General features: G+C 61.9%; 15 protein-coding genes. 5 read left to right on the top strand and 10 right to left on the bottom strand.

The features are described 5' to 3' along the window. Window positions 1–148: 148 nt before the first annotated feature. Genes ABVN20_RS07840 through ABVN20_RS07830 form a run of 3 tightly spaced genes read left to right on the top strand, consistent with a single transcriptional unit; the run spans window position 149 to window position 1765 of the window. Window positions 149–817, top strand: coding sequence for a class I SAM-dependent methyltransferase (locus ABVN20_RS07840; RefSeq protein WP_368555037.1), 669 nt, complete (start codon window positions 149–151; stop codon window positions 815–817). Between the two features lie 4 nt (window positions 818–821). After that, window positions 822–1535, top strand: a complete 714-nt coding sequence (locus tag ABVN20_RS07835) for a lipopolysaccharide kinase InaA family protein (RefSeq protein ID WP_368555035.1) — start codon at window positions 822–824, stop codon at window positions 1533–1535. Window positions 1536–1537: 2 nt separating this feature from the next. Beyond that, on the top strand, window positions 1538–1765 hold the full coding sequence (locus ABVN20_RS07830; protein ID WP_368555034.1) for a hypothetical protein: 228 nt from the start codon (window positions 1538–1540) through the stop codon (window positions 1763–1765). Window positions 1766–2088: 323 nt separating this feature from the next. Here the strand turns inward: ABVN20_RS07830 and ABVN20_RS07825 are convergent, their stop codons facing one another. The 10 genes from ABVN20_RS07825 to ABVN20_RS07780 all read right to left on the bottom strand — a co-directional run bounded on the left by ABVN20_RS07825 (window position 2089) and on the right by ABVN20_RS07780 (window position 16692). Next, on the bottom strand, window positions 2089–5115 hold the full coding sequence (locus ABVN20_RS07825) for a multidrug efflux RND transporter permease subunit (protein ID WP_368555033.1): 3027 nt from the start codon (window positions 5113–5115) through the stop codon (window positions 2089–2091). Window positions 5116–5128: 13 nt separating this feature from the next. Further along, window positions 5129–6277 carry an efflux RND transporter periplasmic adaptor subunit gene (locus ABVN20_RS07820; RefSeq protein WP_368555032.1) on the bottom strand — a complete coding sequence of 383 codons (1149 nt, stop codon included), beginning with the start codon at window positions 6275–6277 and terminating at the stop codon, window positions 5129–5131. 133 nt (window positions 6278–6410) lie between these two features. Then, window positions 6411–7511 (bottom strand): DUF1513 domain-containing protein, encoded by a 1101-nt coding sequence (locus ABVN20_RS07815; protein WP_368555031.1) that lies wholly within the window; start codon window positions 7509–7511, stop codon window positions 6411–6413. Window positions 7512–7525: 14 nt separating this feature from the next. Then, complete coding sequence (locus ABVN20_RS07810; RefSeq protein WP_368555030.1) at window positions 7526–8590, bottom strand: imelysin family protein; 1065 nt, start codon at window positions 8588–8590, stop codon at window positions 7526–7528. A gap of 21 nt (window positions 8591–8611) precedes the next feature. Continuing rightward, window positions 8612–10039, bottom strand: coding sequence for a di-heme oxidoredictase family protein (locus tag ABVN20_RS07805; RefSeq protein ID WP_368555028.1), 1428 nt, complete (start codon window positions 10037–10039; stop codon window positions 8612–8614). A gap of 313 nt (window positions 10040–10352) precedes the next feature. Beyond that, window positions 10353–11699: an imelysin family protein gene (locus tag ABVN20_RS07800; RefSeq protein ID WP_368555027.1), complete on the bottom strand. Its 1347-nt coding sequence runs from the start codon at window positions 11697–11699 to the stop codon at window positions 10353–10355. A 235-nt stretch (window positions 11700–11934) separates the two neighbouring features. Then, entirely contained in the window at window positions 11935–13986 is a 2052-nt protein-coding gene (locus tag ABVN20_RS07795; RefSeq protein ID WP_368555025.1) for a putative bifunctional diguanylate cyclase/phosphodiesterase, read from the bottom strand. A gap of 919 nt (window positions 13987–14905) precedes the next feature. Beyond that, window positions 14906–15502 carry a superoxide dismutase gene (locus ABVN20_RS07790; protein WP_103396359.1) on the bottom strand — a complete coding sequence of 199 codons (597 nt, stop codon included), beginning with the start codon at window positions 15500–15502 and terminating at the stop codon, window positions 14906–14908. Window positions 15503–15681: 179 nt separating this feature from the next. Then, window positions 15682–16284 carry a LysE/ArgO family amino acid transporter gene (locus ABVN20_RS07785; RefSeq protein ID WP_368555024.1) on the bottom strand — a complete coding sequence of 201 codons (603 nt, stop codon included), beginning with the start codon at window positions 16282–16284 and terminating at the stop codon, window positions 15682–15684. A 6-nt stretch (window positions 16285–16290) separates the two neighbouring features. After that, window positions 16291–16692: an ACT domain-containing protein gene (locus ABVN20_RS07780; RefSeq protein WP_368555023.1), complete on the bottom strand. Its 402-nt coding sequence runs from the start codon at window positions 16690–16692 to the stop codon at window positions 16291–16293. Window positions 16693–16788: 96 nt separating this feature from the next. Here ABVN20_RS07780 and ABVN20_RS07775 point away from each other — a divergent pair, with 96 nt between their 5' ends. Both ABVN20_RS07775 and ABVN20_RS07770 read left to right on the top strand, forming a co-directional pair. Beyond that, the gene (locus ABVN20_RS07775; RefSeq protein ID WP_368555022.1) at window positions 16789–17688 is read left to right on the top strand and encodes a LysR family transcriptional regulator ArgP; all 900 of its coding nucleotides are present in this window, start codon (window positions 16789–16791) and stop codon (window positions 17686–17688) included. 94 nt (window positions 17689–17782) lie between these two features. Beyond that, window positions 17783–18775, top strand: a complete 993-nt coding sequence (locus ABVN20_RS07770; protein WP_368555021.1) for an NAD-dependent epimerase/dehydratase family protein — start codon at window positions 17783–17785, stop codon at window positions 18773–18775. Window positions 18776–18875: the final 100 nt, after the last annotated feature.

Raw genomic sequence — 18875 nt, 5'->3', positions numbered from 1 at the left:
TCTGAGGCCCTTGGCCATCATTTTCGAACTGTAAAACCTTGAAATAGTAAAGGGTTTTACATGACAATTTTTTCACAAAGGCATGACCTGACGCTGACATGGCTGAACTTAACGTGGTTGCCATCAGACGTTAAGGAGTGCCTTGTTGATGGCCGGCCCGATAAAACTCGATTTTTCCGAAAAGTACGACGATAAACACGCGCAGAAATACCTGCAAAAACATCAGGACGGCGTGGGGCGACGGTTGTCTCACTGGCGTGATGTGCAACTTGCGCGCAAAGCATTGACCCTGGTCGGTGAGCCCGGCCTGGTGCTTGATCTACCCTGTGGTGCCGGGCGTTTCTGGCCCATGCTCGCGGAAAAACCCAACCGGGTGATCATCGGTGCGGATAACTCCGAGTCGATGATCAAGACCGCAATGGCGGCTCAACCGGCCGAAGTGGTGAAACGGGTACAACCCTTGCACACTTCTGCGTTCGACATCGCCTTGCCTGATAACGCCGTCGATAGCATTTTTTGCATGCGCTTGTTGCACCACATCGGTGAAGCCGAGCATCGACTGGCCATTCTGCGTGAATTCGAGCGCGTCAGCCGTGACAGCGTGATCTTGTCGTTGTGGGTCGACGGCAATTTCAAGGCGTGGAAGCGCAAGCGTTCCGAGCTTAAACGTGAGCAGGAAGGTTACCAAAATCGGTTTGTGTTACCGGCTGCTACGGTTGAACAGGAATTTGAGCAGGCGGGTTTCCGGATCCAGGAACGATTGGACTTTCTACCGTTCTATGCCATGTGGCGGGTCTACGTATTACGCAAGAGGTAACAAAATGGCAGTGCAGTACGCAGCAGAAGCAGCAGTCGCTGGCGAAGATCGTTTCGATTATTACTGGAATCAGAAAGGCGAGTGGGTTGAAGAACCCAATGTCCGTCGTGGCGGCGAAAGTGGTGTGCAGCGCGTGAAAGACAGCGACGGGCAGCTGTACTACGCCAAGCGTCAGACGGGGCATATCTACCGCAGCTGGCTGCACCCGTTCGGTCGACCGACGGTCCTGCGTGAACGTGATGCACTGATTGGCGTCAGCCGGATTGGCGTGCGTGTGCCCGAAATGGTGTTCTGCGGCGCACAGCGCGACCCTGTTCACCAGTGGCGCGCGTTGCTGGTGACCAAGTCGCTGGATGGCTTCGAGGAAATTGCCCACTGGTATGCCGGCGGTGGCCGTGAACGTCACGGTGAGGCCGTGCATGATCGCGTGCTCAAGGATGTGGCGGACAACCTGGCGCTCATGCACATGGGTCGCTGGCAGCACAGTTGCCTGTACATGAAGCATATTTTCGTCCGGGTGACTGGCGAGGGTGAGGCGGCCCAGGTTGAAACGGCCGTGATCGACCTGGAGAAATGCCGTCAGCGCTTGACCGCCTATCGCGCCGCCTCCCATGACCTGAAGCAGCTGCGTCGCCATTCGTCGTTCAGCGCGGCGGAGTGGAAGAAACTCGTCTACTTTTATGAGACGGCGTTTGGCAGCGCTATCAAAGGTTTATAGCGATGAAACTCGAAATTGCACGAGGTTTGTTCCTGGTTGGAGCCTTGGCAGTTGCTTCACTGGCGGTGGCGGCTTGGGAGCAGCCGCGCACACAGGTTCTCAGTTCAGTGAACGGGGACGAACAATGCCCGATGCCGAGGGTCGCCAAGGCATCGGTCGCCGCACAACCCGATCATGATTTGCTGCTGTTCATGTTCGGACTCTCTCAAGGACTGAGGCCACAGAGTTGACCCCATTCAACCCCCCCGAAAAAGGCCTCGCCAGATGCGAGGCCTTTTTTTGTGCTGTAGAAACGCTTTCACCTGTAGGAGCGGTGGGAGCGGGCTTGCCCGCGATGGTCGTTAACGATAACGCTGGCTGGCTGAATGTCCGCGTTGTTTGGGCCACCATCGCGAGCAAGCTCGCTCCTACAGGGGGTCGCAGTTCGCTTTTGATCTTCTGTGGGAGCGAGCCTGCTCGCGATGGTCGTTAACGATAATGCTGGTCGTCTGAATGTCCGCGGTGTTTGGGCCATCATCGCGAGCAAGCTCGCTCCTACAGTTGATCAGGGTGGTCAGGGTTTGTCCGGTTTGGCCAGGACTGTGTACACGCATGGCAACACGAACAGGGTGAACAGGGTGCCGATCGACATGCCGGTGGCGATGACGGTGCCGATGTCGAAGCGGCTGACGGCGCCGGCGCCCGTGGCGATGATCAGCGGGACCATGCCGAAGACCATGGCGGCGGTGGTCATCAGCACCGGGCGCAGGCGGATGGAGGCGGCTTCCTCGACGGCTTCGCGGGGTGTCAGGCCCTTGTCCTTGCGCAGCTGGTTGGCGAATTCGACGATCAGGATCCCGTGCTTGCTGATCAATCCGATCAGCGTCACCAACCCGACCTGGGTGTAGATGTTCATGCTCGACCAGCCGAGGAACAGTGGGATCAACGCCCCACAGATCGACAGCGGCACCGTCACCAATATCACCAGTGGGTCGCGGAAGCTCTCGAACTGGGCCGCCAGCACCAGGAAGATGATCGCCAGGGCCAGGGCGAACGTCACCCACAGCGCACTGCCTTCCTGCACGTACTGGCGCGACGCCCCGGCGTAGTCAACGGCGAAACCCGCCGGCGCCTCTTCCCGGGCGATCTGCCGCACCGCTTCGAGGGCTTCGCCCATGCTCACCAGCGGCACCCCGGAAAGGATCGCCGAGTTGAGCTGCTGGAACTGGTTCAACTGACGCGGTCGTGCGCGGTCGCTGACGGTGATCAGGGTCGACAGGGCCAACAGCTCGCCCTTGGTGTTCTTCACGTAATAATTGTTCAGCCAGTCGGGGTTGTCGCGGAAGGGCCGTTCGACCTGCGCGATGACCTTGTAGCTGCGGCCTTCAATGGTGAAACGGTTGATTTCCGCCTCGCCCAGCAAGGTGGCCAGGGTGCCACCGAGGTCCTGCATGGACACGCCCATCTGCGCCGCCTTGGCGCGGTCGATGTCGACCACCACTTCCGGTTTGTCGAACGCCAGATCGACGTCGACGAACGCAAACTTGCCGGACTCCATCGCCCGTTTCTTCACCCGGTCCATCACTTGCAGCAGCGACTCGTAATCGTTGGCGGTGTTGATCACGAATTGAAACGGCAACCCCTCACCCGTACCCGGCAGGGACGGCAGGTTGAAGCCGAACACCTGCAAGCCGGCAATGCCCTCGAGTTTGCCCTGCACCTCGGGGAGGATTTCCATCTGCGTGCGGTCACGCTCGTTCCACGGTTTGAGCAGGAAGCCGCCGACCCCCGATTGCACGCCGTTGAAGCCGTTGATCTGGAACGACGAGTAGTACTCGGGGAACGCCTTGAAGATGTCGATGAACTCGTTCGTGTAAGTGTTCAGGTAATCGAGGTTGGTCGGCTGCGGGGCGTTGGCCAGCATGAAGATGATGCCCTGGTCTTCGTCCGGGGCCAGTTCCGATTTGGTGAAGGTCAGCAATGCCGGAATCAGGCACAGCACGATGACGGCGAACACCAGCACCACCGGCCGGGTGTTCAATGTGCCGTGCAGCAGGCGCTGGTAGCGGCGCTTGAGGCTTTCGAAAATCAGGTCAAGGCGATGGGCCAGGCCCGTGGGGTTTTCATCGTGGCGCAGCAGCACCGCGCACATCATTGGCGACAGGGTCAGGGCGACGATGCCGGAGATCACCACCGCACCGGCCAGGGTCAGGGCGAATTCCTTGAACAGCGCGCCGGTCAGGCCGGTGAGGAACCCGATGGGGGCATACACCGCCGCTAGGGTGATGGTCATCGACACCACCGGCATGGCGATTTCCCGGGCACCCTCGAGGGCTGCGTCCAGCGGCGTCTTGCCTTCCTCGATGTGCCGGTGGATGTTTTCCACCACGACAATGGCGTCGTCCACCACCAGGCCGATGGCCAGCACCATCGCCAGCAACGTCAGCAGGTTGATCGAGTACCCCATCATCTGCATGAAGAACATCACGCCAATCATCGACAGCGGGATGGTCACCACCGGGATCACCACCGAACGCAGCGCCCCGAGGAACAGGAACACCACGACAATCACGATCAGCACGGCTTCGAACAGGGTTTTCACCACCTCGTCGATGGACGCCTGGATGAATAGTGTGGCGTCGTAGGCGATTTCCCCCTTGAGGTTGGGCGGCAACTGGGCCTCGAGGTCCGGCATGATCTTGCGCACTTCCTTGATCACGTCCAGCGGGTTGGCGCCGGGTGTGGCCTTGATGCCGATGTACACCGACGGCGTACCGCCAAAGGAGCTGATGCTGTCGTAGTTTTCCGCACCCATCTCCACCCGTGCGACGTCGCTGAGCAGTACGCGGCTGTCACCGTCGACCTTGACCGGAATCGCCGCGAAGGCCTCGGCGGATTTCAGTTCGGTGCTGGCGTTGATGCTGGTGACCACGTACTCGCCTTTCACCTCGCCGGCGGCGGACAGGAAGTTGTACTGGCGCACCGCGTTGGTCACGTCGCTGGCGCTCAGGCCGAAACCGGCCAGCTTGACCGGGTCGAGCCACAGGCGCATGGCAAACACCTGGTTGCCGAGAATCTCCGCTTCGGCCATGCCCGGCAGCGTCGCCAGCTTCGGCTGGATGACCCGTGACAGGTAATCGGTGATCTGCGGGTTGCTCAGTTCCTTGCTGAAGAAACTGATGTACATCAGCGCCGAGGCGTCGGCGGCTTCCTTGCTCAGCACCGGGTCTTCGGCGTCCTGGGGCAACTGGTTCTTCACCTCGTTGGCCTTGGCCAACAGCTCGGTGAACAGGCGGTCGCTGTTGGAGCCGATGCGCGCGTAGATGGAAATGATCGAGAAATTCTGCCGGCTCACCGAGGTCATGTAGTCGATGCCTTCGGCACTGGCCAGGCTCTGCTGCATGGGTTGGGTAATGTAGCCCTGGATGGTCTCGGCGTTGGCGCCGGGGTAGGCGGTGGTCACCGTGATCAGGGCGTTTTCCATTTGCGGGTACTGGCGCAGCGGCAGCTTGCTCCAGGCCTGGAAACCCAGCAGCACAATCAGCAGGCTGACCACGGAGGCGAGCACCGGGCGGCGGATGAACGGGTCGGTAAAAGCCATGGGGATTCCTTGATCAGTCCGCACGCGGCGGGCTGTTCTTCTCGCCTAGGGTCTTGTCGTCGCTGATGGCAATGTGTGCGCCGTTGTCCAGTTTGATCTGGCCGGCGGTCACCACTTTTTCGCCGTCGTTCACACCTTTGGTAATCATCACCGCGCCTTCGCGGCGTTCGCCGGTTTCGATGAAGCGCCGTTCGGCGATCAGGATCGGCTTACCCTTGTCGTCTTTTTCCACCTCGCCTTTTTCGTTCTTCTTCTGCGCGACGATGTACAGCGAATTGCCGTACAGCGTGTAGGTCACCGCGCTTTCCGGTACGACGATGCGCGGCTGCGGATCGGGCAGCATCACCTGCAGGTTGGCGAACATGCCCGGCAGCAGCTTGCCGTCGGGGTTGGCCAGGGTCGCGCGAACCTGCATGTTGCGCGTGCTGTTCTCGAGTTTCGGGTTGATCGCGCTGATCCGGCCGGGGAACGTCTGCGCGGGGTACGCCGCGACGAGGATCTCCACCGGCTGGCCGAGGGCGATCTTCGGCACCGACTGCTCGGGCACGAAGAAGTCGACGTAGAGGCTGCTGAGGTCTTGCAGGGTGGCGATCACGGTACCGCTGGCCAGGTAGTCACCGACATCCACCTGGCGAATGCCGATGGTGCCGGTGAACGGCGCGGCAATGCTCTTCTTGGCCAGGGCGGCCTTGAGTTGGTTGACCGTGGCCTTGCTCTTTTTCAGTACCGCCGAGAGGCGGTCGAATTCACCTTTGGAAATCGCCTGGCTGCCCACCAGTTGGCTGCCGCGACCGTAGTCGAGCTGGGCCAGCCCGAGGTCGGCCTCGGCGGTTTCGAGCAGGGCGCTTTCCACCTTGCTGTCCAGACGCAGCAGTGGCTGGCCGACCTTGACCTTCTGCCCGGACTCGAACTGCAAGTCGATCACGGTGCCGTCGGTCTCCAGGCTCAGGTCAACGCCCTGCAGGGCCTTGAGTGTGCCGACGCTGGGCAGGCGCGCCTGCCATGGCTGTTCGCTGGCCGTGGCCACTGCGACGCTGATCGGTGGTTTCGGCGCGGAGAAGGCCTGGATCATCGTGTAGATGGACCAGGCCTTGTAGCCGGCCAGGATCAGCACGATCAACAGAACAACACCCAACATGATCAGCATGCGGCGACGCAGCATATTTCCAGTTCCTTGGATAAATCAGGCGAGACAGACCGGCACATTACCGCGAGTGGGGAGGGGATTGCACCTGATAGAAATCACGGCAGCCCCCGCAGCCACCGGCGCAGGCGCGCCAGTGGCTACAGGTGAGTCACGCCATCAGGTGAAGATGGTTGTCCCAGAGCCCCGCCGGCAATTCCAGCGGTTTTGCTACAAGGTTTGTCTGGCGACAATCGTAGTAGCGGCAGCGACCCTGGCCCGAGGTCACGACAAAACCGTCGGCCACCGCACCGACCCCGGCGCAGTCTGGCAATGGCGCATCCAGGCGCACTTCGCCGCTGTCCAGGTCCCAGATGAAAAAGCGGTTGCCGCGGGGCGCGGTCAAGGCCACCAGGCGTAAGTCGCTGTGTACGGCGACGCTGGCGGTGTAATGCCCCATGGCTTGCAACTGGTGCTCAGGCACCGGGAACGCCACGAACGGTTGGCCGGGACGCTTGATCGCCAACAGCTCCGAGGACTCGTGGGACGGGCCCATGAACTGCTGGCCGGCGACGATGGTGCCGTCGCTGGCAATCCCCAGGTGCCGCACGCTGTTCATCTGTTGTGCGAGGGTTTCCTTGCTCAGCAGAGTGCCGTCGCGTTGCATCAGCACCAGGCTCGGTTCCATGGCGTCGAGGTTCATCTCGACCCGGCTTTCGGCCTCGGTGCGAATGCCGCCGTTGGCCACCACCAGGGTTTCGCCATCGGGCAGCCACGACACCTGATGCGGGCCGATGCCGTGGGTCGAAATCTCGCCGCTGTGCACCAGGCGCTCGCCTTCGAACTTGTACACCCCGAGCAGGCCACGACCCGGGTCGGAGGTGTCGTTCTCGGTGGCGTACAGCCAGTCGCCGCTTTGATGGATCACCGCGTGCCCATAGAAATGCCGGTTCGGCTGCGACACCACGGTCTGCAACAACGTACCGTCGCGCAAATCGACCAGGTAGCTTTCAGTACCGGGGCGCCGTGCGACGAACAGGGCGATCGGCAACGTCGGGTGATTGATGATGTCGTGGCAGCGCTGGCCGACCTGGGTGGCGAACACCCGGGTGCCGTCCAGCCGATAACCGACGGCGTAATGCTTGCCATCGCCATCGTCCCGCGCCGACAGCAGCAACGGGCTCTGGTCCTTTTGCTTGAACAGCTTCCAGCCGCCCAGTGTCACTGCTCCCAGCAGCAAACTACCTAACGTCAGAGCCTGTCGTCGCAGCATGGCACTCGCCCTCATCAGTCACCGTCGTTGGCATTGAAGCCCAGTTGGATGCCCAGCGCCTTGGCCAGTTCGCCTTCGTGCAGGCGATGGACGACGTTGAGGCTGTCGTAGAGATCGTTGAGTTGCTGGCGGCCGGCGTCGTCTTCGAGCATTTCGGTGAGCGAGCGCTGGTTGCTGGCGAACAGCTTCAGCGAGGCTGCGTACGCGGCATCAATCTTGTCGGCCAGGGGTTTCTGTTCGCTCGGCAGCAGGCCGCGCAGGCCTTTGTTGTCGACGCCTTCCCAGACGGTCTTGGCGGCGGCGAGGCTGGCTTCCAGGCCGGTCAGCGACGATTTGCTGCGCCAGGCATCGGCCTGGAACGGCTGCGGCACGCCCTTGGTCTGGCGGCCCATCGGAGTGCCGAGTTTTTTCTTCAGGGTGTCGAGGGCGGTCACTTGTACGCGCAAAAGATCAGCGATGGCTTCGTGGGAATCGGCGTAGCGCTGGTTCGGGAATTTGCTCATCTGCGCGAGCATGCCGTCGGTGTTGTTCCAGCCCTTGAGGATCTCTTCAGCCAGTTGCTTCTGGCGCTCGCCGATGGCGACCAGCAGCGGGCAGTACTTGGCTTTCTGTTCGGCGCTGGCCACGTCGGGCTTGCTGTCGAAGAGGATGTATTCGTAGGCGGACAGGCCTTGCACCACCACGCTGGACTTGGCCAGGGCTGCTGCGTCGATCTGCGGTTGTGCAGTGACCAGTTGCTCGACCTGACGGCCGACGAGGTTTTTCTTGTCCGGCCAGAACTGCACCTGCCAGGAGCGATTGCCCTCGGCCAGCGGGCCGATCAGCAGCGGTTGCAGCTCAGCCCAGGCTTTTTGCGCATGGAGGAAATCGGCACGGGCGGTGTCCAGGTTTTCCTTGCCTTCGCAGTAGGCCAGGGCGCTCACGGCCAACTGGCGATCAGCCTCGACCCAACGGGTGTAGGTCGGCAGGATCACCGACTTGGCGATGGCCGCCGAGGTGACGGCTTGCGGGTCCTGGGGGGAGCAGGCGCCGAGGGCGATAGCGGCAAGGCTGGTGAACAGCAATTTGGGGCGGAACATGTCGGGCTCCCTATTCTGGATTTAAAGAGAATTCAAAAAGGCCAGCAACGCGCTGCGCTGCTCGGCGTTAAAAGACAACACCTGTTGCTGCGCCGCCTGTGCTTCGCCGCCATGCCAGAGCACGGCTTCGAGCAGGTTGCGGGCGCGGCCGTCATGCAGGAACTGGGTGTGGCCACTGACCGCCTGGGTCAGGCCGATGCCCCACAACGGCGGCGTGCGCCAGTCGCGGCCACCGGCCTTGAATTCAGTGCGGTTGTCGGCCAGGCCGTCGCCCATGTCATGCAGCAGCAGATCGCTGTAGGGGCGAATCACTTGATTGGCCAGTTCAGGTTCGGCGGCGTTGGCGGCGGTGGTGTATTGGGGGGTGTGGCACGACTGGCAACCGGCCTGGAAGAACAGGTTCTTGCCGGCCAGTACGTCAGGTGCGCCGACATCGCGGCGCGCCGGTACGGCGAGGTTGCGGCTGTAGAACAGCACCAGGCGCAGGATGTTGTCGCTGACTTCCGGTTCGCCGTCGGCGCCATTGCCGTTCGGCGCCTGTTTGCAGGCGGTTTGCGTGTCGGTGCAGTCATCAATGGGTCTCAGGCTGGTCGTGAGGCCCATATCACCAGAAAACGCGTGAACGTTTTGTTGATTGAGGTTCGGTTGCCCGGCTTTCCAGCCAAATCGGCCGAGGACGGTCTTTTGCAGGGCGTCGTCCCAGACCTGGTTCGGCCGGCCGGCGATGCCCTTGTTTTCCTTGGCCTGCGCCTGGGCATTGGCCAGGATCGCCTCTTCGGGAATGGCTTCGAGCAGGCCCAGGCCGATCATCGGCGGCGCCACCCGCGCGGAAAAACGCGTGTCGGGGTGCATCGGGCCGTAGCCCAGTTGCGTGATGTTCAGGCTCGGCTTGCGCAACTCGACTTCGGTGCCGTCCTTGAAGCGCACCATCACGGGCGTGTAGTCGACTCGCACCTTGCCTTCCGGCACCACGCCGGGGATGGCCATGTCCTGGAATTGCCCGCCGTAGACTGGCTCCGGCACCACGCCCAGGCGTTCGATGACCTGCGCATACGCCGGTGCATCGGGGATCGACAGGCGCACCAGCATCGACACGGCATTGTTGGCATCGGGCTCGGGCGGATGGCCGCGACCGTCCTTGATGTGGCAGTTCTGGCAGGCGTTGGTGTTGAACAACGGGCCCAGGCCGTCACGGGCGGTGGTGGTCGACGGGGCGATCACCCAGGGATTGCGGAAAAAACTGTTGCCGACGCTGAAGTCCACGCGCCGTGACGGTGGCAGGTTGGCGGAAGGCAGGGAAAAGGCGTTCTGATCGGTCTTGCGCACGGTCGTCTTGCCGCCGGAGCGGGCTTCGCCGGGTTCGGCCTTGGTGAAACGCGGGGCGTCATCGCAGGCACTCAGGCCCAGGGCCAGAACCAGTGCGGACAAGCGAAGAGGCAGCGGGGGCATCAGACATCCTGCAAGACGAGCAAAACAAGGGCGCAAAGTCTAACAGGGCGGGGGAGTTTGAATAAGAGGAATTATCGTTTGATTGATCCACAGCACCCCCCCTCACCCCGCCTCTGTAGGAGCGAGCTTGTCGAGGCGTCGAACCGTCGCGATGGTCGTTAACGATGACGCTGGTTACCTGATGCCCCGCGGTGTTCTTGCGTCCATCGCGAGCAAGCTCGCTCCTACAGGGAAGAGGGAAGAGGGAAGCGCGAAGTGGGAGGTATAAAAAAGCCCCGACGAGTCGGGGCTTTTTTCAGGCAACGAGCGTTGATCAGAACTCGTGATCAGCGTTGTCCGGGTTCAGGTCGGTGATGCCCAGCTTGCCAGCGGCGGCTTCGATCGAACCGGTCTGCTTGACCAGGGAGGCGATGGCGTCTCGCACGATCTGGTTACCTGCGGTGTTGCCCGCGGCGATCAGCTGGTCGTAGTGCTCACCCTTGAGGGCGTGATCGACGATGACCTGCATCTTCGCTTCGGTGGCTTCCAGGTCCGCTTTCAACGCGGTGTCGGCGGCCGGGTCGGCCTTGGCCACCAGGGACGACAGGCTGGCGCCGGTCATTTTGGTGCCGTCGACGCGGGTGTATTCGCCCAGGTACACGTTACGGATGCCTTTGGCATCGTAGAACTGCGAGTAGTGGGTGTTGTCGCTGAAGCAGTCGTGTTCGTCTTCAGGGGAGTTGGCTTCCAGGGAAACCTTCATGCGCTCGCCCGCCAGTTCGCCCAGGGACAGGCTGCCCATGCCGAACAGCATTTTGCGCAGGCCGATGTCGCCTGGTTCCGCTTCCAGGGTGGCGCGGTAGTTGTCGGCCACGTTCGGCTTCCAGTTACCGACCATTTCTTCCAGGTCGCTGACCAGCAGTTGGGTCACGGCCTTGAGGTAGGCGCGACGACGATCGTTGTGGCCGCCAGTGGCGCCGGTGCCTTCCAGGTAGTCCGAAGCCGGACGGTTGCCGGCGCCAGGGCCGGTGCCGTTCAGGTCCTGGCCCCAGAGCAGGAATTCGATGGCATGGTAGCCGGTGGCGACGTTGGCTTCCGAACCGCCCAGCTCGTTGAGGCTGGCGAGTTTTTCCGGAGTGATTTCCTTGACGTCGATCTTGTCTTCGCCGACCTGGATCTCGGTGTTGGCGATGATGTTGGCCGTGGCGCCCGGGTTACCCAATGCGTGTTCGTAGGATTTGTCGACGTAGTCGATCAGGCCTTCGTCCAGTGGCCAGGCGTTCACCTGACCTTCCCAGTCGTCGATGATGGTGTTGCCGAAACGGAACGCTTCGCTCTGCAGGTAAGGAACGCGGGACGCGACCCAGGCAGCCTTGGCGGCTTTCAGGGTGTCGGCATTCGGCTTGGCGAGGAAGGCGTCGATCGCGGTCTGCAGGGTTTTCGCAGTGGATTCGGCATCGCTGTAGACGGCGTAGACGATGTCGGCGTAGTGAGCGACAACGGCCTTGGCCGCGGCTTCGTCGACTTTACCGGCAGCGGCAGGCGCGGCGGCTGGAGCGGCAGCGGTGCTGGCGGCCGGCGCAGGGGCGGCGGCTTTTTCTTTGTCTTTGCCTTCGCCGCAACCGGCGAGGGAAATAGCGATGGCCAACAGACTGGCGGTAGCCAGAGGCATACGAATCATGGCGAACATCCTGCTTCGAGAGGGGTGGAGTCGCGCACTCGGCGCGCAAAACTGCCACATAATGCAAATCTTTCGCATTATGTGTAAAGGGTTGTGGCTGGAAATATTTCCTGTTCGGAAGAGACTTGCTCCCCTGTAGGAGCGAGCTTGCTCGCGATCGCGATGGGTCAGTTGCCGGTGGTGTGCCTGGCAGATCGCTATCGCGAGCAAGCTCGCTCCTACAGGGGTGGGGGGATCAGAGGATCGCCGCGTTACTGCGTTGGGCCTGCTTCATGTAGGCGCCCAGTTCCCGTGCCGGCAGGGGTTTGCTGTAGAAGTAGCCCTGGCCTTCATGGCAGCCTTCGGAAATGATGTAAGCCTCCTGCTCGGCGGTTTCCACACCCTCGGCGATCACCTGCATGCCCAGGCTCTTGCCCAGCTGGATGATGGCGCGAACGATGGTGGCGTCGTCATCGTCGTCGAGCAGGTCCTGCACGAAGCTCTTGTCGATCTTGATCTTGTCCAGCGGCAGGCTCTTCAAGTAACTCAACGAGGAATAGCCGGTACCGAAGTCGTCGATGGCGATCAGCGCGCCGGAGCGGCGCAGGCTCAGCAGGTGCTGGGCGGCGGTGCTGATGTCTTCCATCAGGCCGGTTTCGGTGACTTCCAGTTCCAGGCTGCGCGGTGGAAGGCGGTACATCTGCAACAGGTTGTTGACCACCCGCGGCAGCTCGGCGTGGTGCAGTTGCACGGTCGACAGGTTGACCGCCATGCGCAGTTCGGTGAAGCCCTGGTCGTGCCAGTCGCGCAGTTGTTTACACGACTGGTCCAGCACCCATTCGCCGATGGCGATGATGGTGCCGTTCTGTTCGGCCAGCGGGATGAACAGGTCCGGCGGCACCAGCCCGTGCTCGGGGTGCTGCCAGCGAATCAGCGCCTCTACCCCCACCACGCGCTGGTCGCGGTAGCTGATCTGCGGTTGGTAGACGAGGTAGAACTGATCCCGGGTCAGGGCGTCGCGCAGGTCTTTTTCCAGCTCGCGACGGCGGCGCATCTCGGTGTCGACGCTGGCGATGTAGAACTGGTAGCGGTTGCGCGAGCGGGTCTTGGCCAGGGTCATGGTCTGCTCGGCCTTTTGCAGCAGCTTCTCGGTGCTGTCGCCGTCTTCGGGGAACAGGGTGATGCCGATGGTAGCCCGCAGGCGAATTTCCTGGTGATCGAGGGCGAAGGGCGCTTCCAGGTCGTCGAGGATGCTCTGCGCCAGTTCCGCCGCTTCGTAGGGTTGTTCGATATCGGCCTGGACCAGGGCGAACTGGTCGCCGCCCAGGCGGGCGAGGGCACCCAGACGTCCGCTGTGACCGCGCAGGCGGTCGGCCAGGGCCAGCAGCAACTGGTCGCCGGTCTGGTAGCTGAACTGTTCGTTGATGCCCTTGAAGTCATCCAGGCCTACACACAGCACCGCGACCCGACGCTGCAACTTGCCGGCGTCGACCAGGATCTTGTCCAGTTGCGTCTGCAATTGCTGGCGGTTGGGCAGGCCGGTGAGGAAGTCGTACTGGGCCATGCGCAGCAGGCTGTTTTCCGCCTCATGGCGCAGGTGCGTGTTGCGCTCGATGGACTCGAGCAACTGGTTGGCGGTGTTGATCCAGATCCCCAGTTCGTTTTTTTCGTGGCCCTTGAGCTGCGGGATTTTGTGCTCGCTGGGACGGTCGGGGTTGATTTCGGTCAGGTGCTCGATGATCCGCGACAGCGGTTTGGTCAGCAGCCAGTGATAGACCAGGTACAGCACCAGGCCCATGGCCAGGGCGCGCAGCACGCCGGAAATGAAGATGATCACCGAACTGACGATAAAGCCCTGGCCGTAGGTGGCGGTGTCGAGGGTGATGCTCAGGTCGCCGTAGTACTCGCTGTAGGGACCGCGGCCGACCAGTTGAGTGGTGAAGGTGCGTTCCTGGCCGAGGATAAGGTCGGTCAGCCAGCGGCTGCTCGATACCTGCAAGTCGCGGGACTTTTGCGCGAGCATGGCTTCATTGGGATGACCGATGGACGCCTGGCGCACCGCATCATCCTGAAAAAGGCCTTCGATAACCTGCATGCCCATCTCCCGGTCCAGGCTGTAGACGGCCTGGGTCGAGGGATCGCGAAACATGTCGAGGATGCGCTGGGCATCGTTGGCCACGGCCTGGTGTGTTTTATAGGCATCGAAAACGATCTGCGCGCAGCTCAAGACCACGCCGACGATCAATGCCGACAGGAGCACGACCCGGAGCAACTTCACCGACAAGCTGTTCTTGAGTTCCAGCTTCAAAGAGTCATTCCTTGTTCCGTGCAGGTAGCATCAAGTAGCCATGAGTATTGGCAATCCCGTGATGGCAGTCAAAGGGACAATCGAACACAGGATTATTTACCTGCGGGTTGGCCGAAATGCTGTTCTCTGGAGTAATTGCGCTAATTAGTACTGTTTCGGTAGTCGAGTCCTTCAACTTGAGGGGGGCGGGGAGAAAATTCCTTCAGGTTGATGGTAGACGGGTCTGGCGTGGGGGCAAGGGGAGTGGGGGTGGGTTTCATTTTTGCGGCTGGGCGCTGACCCCCTGTAGGAGCGAGCTTGCTCGCGATGGCGGCCTGACGGTGTACATATCCGTTTCTGCGGTAACGGCCGCTGATGGTTTCGCCCTTACGGCGAGTCCCTTTTGGCAAGCGCGCCAAAAGTAACCAAAAACGCTCGCCCCAGCGTACGGCCCCTCGCTGACGCTCGGGGTTCCTTCGCTCCGGCATCCATCCGGGGACATCGCCTCCGGTTTGCTTCGCTGCACCTCCTCTCGATGTGTGCGGCTGCGCCGCACGGCGCTGCGCGCCTATTCCCCGGATGAATGCCTCCACTCAGCCTGCCGAAGGGGCGGGTGGATCAAAAGCAAGATCAAAAGCAGGATCAAAAGCTGCTGCTCTACCTGTGGGAGCGGGCTTGCTCGCGATGGTCGTTAACGATAACGCGGGATGTCTGGATGCCCGCGGTGCCTGGGCTACCATCGCGACGGTTCGACGCCTCGACAAGCTCGCTCCTACAGGGGAACCCGGTTCGCTTTTGATCTTGATCTTCTGTGGGAGCGAGCCTGCTCGCGATGGGCGTCAACGATAATGCGGGCGATCTGGATGCCTGCGGTGCCTGGGTGCATGGCGAAGGCATAAAAAAACCCGGCCAAGGCCGGGTTTTTTGTCTGGCATCGAGCTTAAGCGGTGAAGGTTTTGCCTTCGAACTGCTCAGCCACGAATTTCCAGTTGACCAGGTTCCAGAACGCTTCGACGTATTTCGGACGAACGTTGCGGTAGTCGATGTAGTAGGCGTGTTCCCAGACGTCGCAGGTCAGCAGCGGGGTGTCGCCGTTGGTCAGCGGGTTGCCGGCGCCGATGGTGCTGGCCAGGGCCAGGGAACCGTCAGCTTTTTTCACCAGCCAGCCCCAGCCGGAACCGAAGGTGCCGATGGAAGTCTTGCTGAACTCTTCCTTGAACTTGTCGAACGAACCGAAAGCCGCGTTGATGGCTTCAGCCAGTGCGCCGGTTGGTTGACCGCCGGCGTTTGGCGCCAGGCAGTTCCAGTAGAAAGTGTGGTTCCAGACCTGAGCGGCGTTGTTGAAGATACCGCCCGAGGAAGTCTTGACGATTTCTTCCAGGGTCTTGCCTTCGAACTCGGTGCCAGGCACCAGGTTGTTCAGGTTCACGACGTAGGTGTTGTGGTGCTTGTCGTGGTGGTATTCCAGGGTTTCCTTGGAAATGTGCGGCTGCAGGGCATCGTGGGCGTAAGGCAGCGGCGGCAATTCGAAAGCCATGATCATTCTCCTAATCAGGTCAGTTTGCGGTGGTCGCAAGGCCGATCACGGGCGGCCAGACAAAGCGCCGGGGAGTTTATACTCTTTGCGGCGCATCGAACCGGATCATAGCACCGGGGGTGCGGCATAACCACGCAACAACTGTGTGGAATAGAGGTTCCAGAGCCTTTTGGAATAAATCAGGCGCTGGTGATCAATTGCGTGGCCACGGTGAACATCATCACCGCCACCAGCAGGTCGAGAATCCGCCAGGTGCTCGGGCGTGCCAGCCACGGGGCCAGCCACGCGGCCCCCAGTGCCAGGGTGAAGAACCACAGCAGCGAAGCACTGGCCGCGCCGACCACATAGGCGCCCGGTTCAGTCTGCTGAGCGCCCAGCGAGCCGATCAGCAATACGGTATCCAGGTAGACATGCGGGTTGAGCAACGTCACGGCCAGGGCGCTGAGCATGACGGCGCGCAACGAGCGCACGGTCTGGTTTTCCCCCTGTTGCAGGCTTTGTTTCGAGCAGGCGCGGCGCAGCGCCAGGCTGCCATACCATAAAAGGAACGCCGCGCCGCCCCAGCGGGCGATGGCCAGCAAGGTCGGGTTCTGTGCCAGCACGGTGGCCAGGCCGAACACCCCGGCGGCCACCAGCAGCGCGTCGCAGGTCACGCACAGCGCGGCCACCGGCAGGTGATGTTCGCGCCGCAGGCTCTGGGCCAGGACGAAGGCGTTCTGGGTGCCGATCGCCATGATCAGCCCGGCGGCGACCAACAGGCCGTTTACATAGCTTTGCCACATGACTGCTTACTCCGCGTTGGCTGCCAGTTCGCGCAGCACCTGCATGGCACGCTCGGCATCGGCCTGGCCGACGAACAAATGGTCGTGGTAGTAGCCGGCGATCACGTTGCAGCTGATGCCGGCCTGGCCCAGCGCCGTGGCGAAGGCGGCGGTCAGGCCGACGGCTTCGAGGGCCGAGTGCACGTTGAGGGTGATCCAGGCCGCGACGTAGTCGAAATTCAAGCCGGCCTGCTGCGCGTGGGCGCGTGGCAGGATCACGGTCAGGCCTTCCTGTTCGCGAAAGCTGCCGACGACGTCCAGGCCGTGGGGCAACTGACCATCGGGCAGCGTGCAGAACACGTATTCGCCGTCATTGAGCTGCGGGCTCATGCTGCGCAGCAGGGTTGCCAGGGAGGTTTCGCCAGCCATCGGGGTGATCCTTGTCGAAGAGTTCTTGCTGGCTATTGTCCGTCCCGAGGTTGTATAAGAAAAACCAATCTTACTGATCGCTCATTAGGAAAACTGATGTTCGACTACAAACTGCTTTCGGCCCTGGCGGCGGTGATCGAGCAGGCCGGTTTCGAACGCGCCGCCCAGGTGCTCGGCCTGTCGCAATCGGCCATCTCGCAGCGCATCAAGTTGCTCGAGGCACGGGTCGGCCAGCCGGTGCTGGTGCGCGCCACGCCACCGGCGCCGACCGACATCGGCCGGCGCCTGCTCAACCATGTGCAGCAGGTGCGCCTGCTCGAGCGCGACCTGCAAAGCCTGGTGCCGGCGCTGGATGAAGAAGGCCTGCCGGAACGCCTGCGTATCGCCCTCAACGCCGACAGTCTGGCCACCTGGTGGGCCGGGGCGGTGGGGGATTTCTGCGCCGAGCAGCATGTCTTGCTCGATCTGGTGGTCGAAGACCAGACCGTCGGCCTCAAACGCATGAAGGCCGGCGAAGTGGCCGCCTGCCTGTGCGCCAGCGAGCGCCCGGTGGCGGGTGGTCGCAGCGTGTTGCTGGGGGCCATGCGTTACCGCGCCTTGGCCAGCCCCGAGTTCATCGCCCGGCATTTTCCAGACGGCGTGCGTGCCGAGCGGTTGGCGAAAACGCCGGCGCTGGTGTTCGGCCCGGACGATTTCCTCCAGCATCGCTACCTTGCGTCCCTGGGTGTCGACGGCGGTTTCGAACATCATTTATGTCCGTCGTCCGAAGGTTTCCTGCGCCTGGCCGAAGCCGGCCTGGGCTGGGGACTGGTGCCCGAGTTGCAGGTTCGTGACCAGTTGCAACGCGGGCTCTTGCGCGAGCTTTTGCCAGATAAGCCCATCGACGTGCCGTTGTACTGGCATCATTGGCGCAATGGCGGTCAGTTGCTGGGCTTGCTCACGGAGCAATTGGTGCGCGCGTCGAAGCATTGGTTGGTGCCTCTGGAGCAACCCTGAGCGTCAAGCTCCAAGCGGCAAGTGAAGCGCTTGCGAACTGTTTTAACCATCAGCTTGAAGCTTGCAGCTTGAAGCTGTTTCCGAAGGAAACCTCATGAAGATTCTGGTCACCGGCGCAAGCGGCTTCATTGGCGGGCGCTTTGCGCGTTTCGCCCTGGAGCAGGGCCTGGATGTGCGGGTCAACGGTCGCCGGGCCGAAAGCGTCGAACACCTGGTGCGTCGTGGCGCCGAGTTCGTGCCGGGGGACTTGAGCGACCCCGATCTGGCGCGTGAACTGTGCCGCGATGTCGAGGCCGTGGTGCATTGCGCCGGGGCGGTCGGGGTGTGGGGACGTTACCAGGACTTCCATCAGGGCAATGTGCAGGTCACCGAAAACGTGGTCGAAGCCTGCCTCAAGCAGCGGGTGCGGCGCCTGGTGCACCTGTCTTCGCCGTCCATCTACTTCGATGGCCGCGACCATCTGGGTTTGACCGAGGAACAGGTGCCCAAACGCTTCAAACATCCTTATGCCGCCACCAAATACCTGGCCGAGCAGAAGGTCTTCGGCGCCCAGGAATTCGGCCTCGAAACCCTGGCCCTGCGCCCGCGTTTCGTCACCGGTGCCGGCGACATGAGCATCTTCCCGCGCTTGTTGAAGATGCAGCGCAGAGGTCGCCTGGCCATCGTCGGCAACGGCTTGAACAAGGTCGACTTCACCAGTGTGCAAAACCTCAACGAGGTGATGCTCAGCAGTTTGCTGGCCACCGGCTCGGCGCTGGGCAAGGCCTACAACATCAGTAACGGCACGCCGATTCCGCTGTGGGACGTGGTCAATTACGTGATGCGCCAGATGGATGTCCCACAGGTGACGCGCTACCGCTCCTACGGCCTGGCCTACACGGTGGCGGCGCTCAACGAAGGCGCTTGCAAGCTCTGGCCCGGTCGTCCCGAGCCGACCCTGTCGCGCCTGGCCATGCAAGTGATGAACAAAAGTTTCACCCTGGACATCAGCCGCGCGCGGCATTATCTGGACTACGATCCGAAGGTCAGCCTGTGGGCCGCCCTCGACGAGTTCTGCAGCTGGTGGAAGGCGCAGGACATTCGTTGAAACACAAGCCGGGCCGATACTGAACCGAGCCAGGGAATCAAGGGTCAATCCATGCGGCTGACGGGTTTATACTTGGCCCCATAATGCCATCACCGCGTTC

Source organism: Pseudomonas sp. MYb118, from assembly GCF_040947875.1.
Lineage (GTDB): Bacteria > Pseudomonadota > Gammaproteobacteria > Pseudomonadales > Pseudomonadaceae > Aquipseudomonas.
The sequence above is the reverse complement of the archived record's forward strand: the minus strand, read 5'-3'. Positions and strand labels throughout refer to the sequence as shown.

Bases quoted from the DNA above. Each gene is read 5' to 3' on its own strand.
- ABVN20_RS07840 (WP_368555037.1), top strand. From the start codon at position 149: ATGGCCGGCCCGATAAAACTCGATTTTTCCGAAAAGTACGACGATAAA.
- ABVN20_RS07835 (WP_368555035.1), top strand. From the start codon at position 822: ATGGCAGTGCAGTACGCAGCAGAAGCAGCAGTCGCTGGCGAAGATCGT.
- ABVN20_RS07805 (WP_368555028.1), bottom strand. From the start codon at position 10,039: ATGCCCCCGCTGCCTCTTCGCTTGTCCGCACTGGTTCTGGCCCTGGGC.
- ABVN20_RS07820 (WP_368555032.1), bottom strand. From the start codon at position 6,277: ATGCTGCGTCGCCGCATGCTGATCATGTTGGGTGTTGTTCTGTTGATC.
- ABVN20_RS07830 (WP_368555034.1), top strand. From the start codon at position 1,538: ATGAAACTCGAAATTGCACGAGGTTTGTTCCTGGTTGGAGCCTTGGCA.
- ABVN20_RS07775 (WP_368555022.1), top strand. From the start codon at position 16,789: ATGTTCGACTACAAACTGCTTTCGGCCCTGGCGGCGGTGATCGAGCAG.
- ABVN20_RS07770 (WP_368555021.1), top strand. From the start codon at position 17,783: ATGAAGATTCTGGTCACCGGCGCAAGCGGCTTCATTGGCGGGCGCTTT.
- ABVN20_RS07780 (WP_368555023.1), bottom strand. From the start codon at position 16,692: ATGGCTGGCGAAACCTCCCTGGCAACCCTGCTGCGCAGCATGAGCCCG.
- ABVN20_RS07815 (WP_368555031.1), bottom strand. From the start codon at position 7,511: ATGCTGCGACGACAGGCTCTGACGTTAGGTAGTTTGCTGCTGGGAGCA.
- ABVN20_RS07810 (WP_368555030.1), bottom strand. From the start codon at position 8,590: ATGTTCCGCCCCAAATTGCTGTTCACCAGCCTTGCCGCTATCGCCCTC.
- ABVN20_RS07825 (WP_368555033.1), bottom strand. From the start codon at position 5,115: ATGGCTTTTACCGACCCGTTCATCCGCCGCCCGGTGCTCGCCTCCGTG.
- ABVN20_RS07785 (WP_368555024.1), bottom strand. From the start codon at position 16,284: ATGTGGCAAAGCTATGTAAACGGCCTGTTGGTCGCCGCCGGGCTGATC.
- ABVN20_RS07790 (WP_103396359.1), bottom strand. From the start codon at position 15,502: ATGGCTTTCGAATTGCCGCCGCTGCCTTACGCCCACGATGCCCTGCAG.
- ABVN20_RS07800 (WP_368555027.1), bottom strand. From the start codon at position 11,699: ATGATTCGTATGCCTCTGGCTACCGCCAGTCTGTTGGCCATCGCTATT.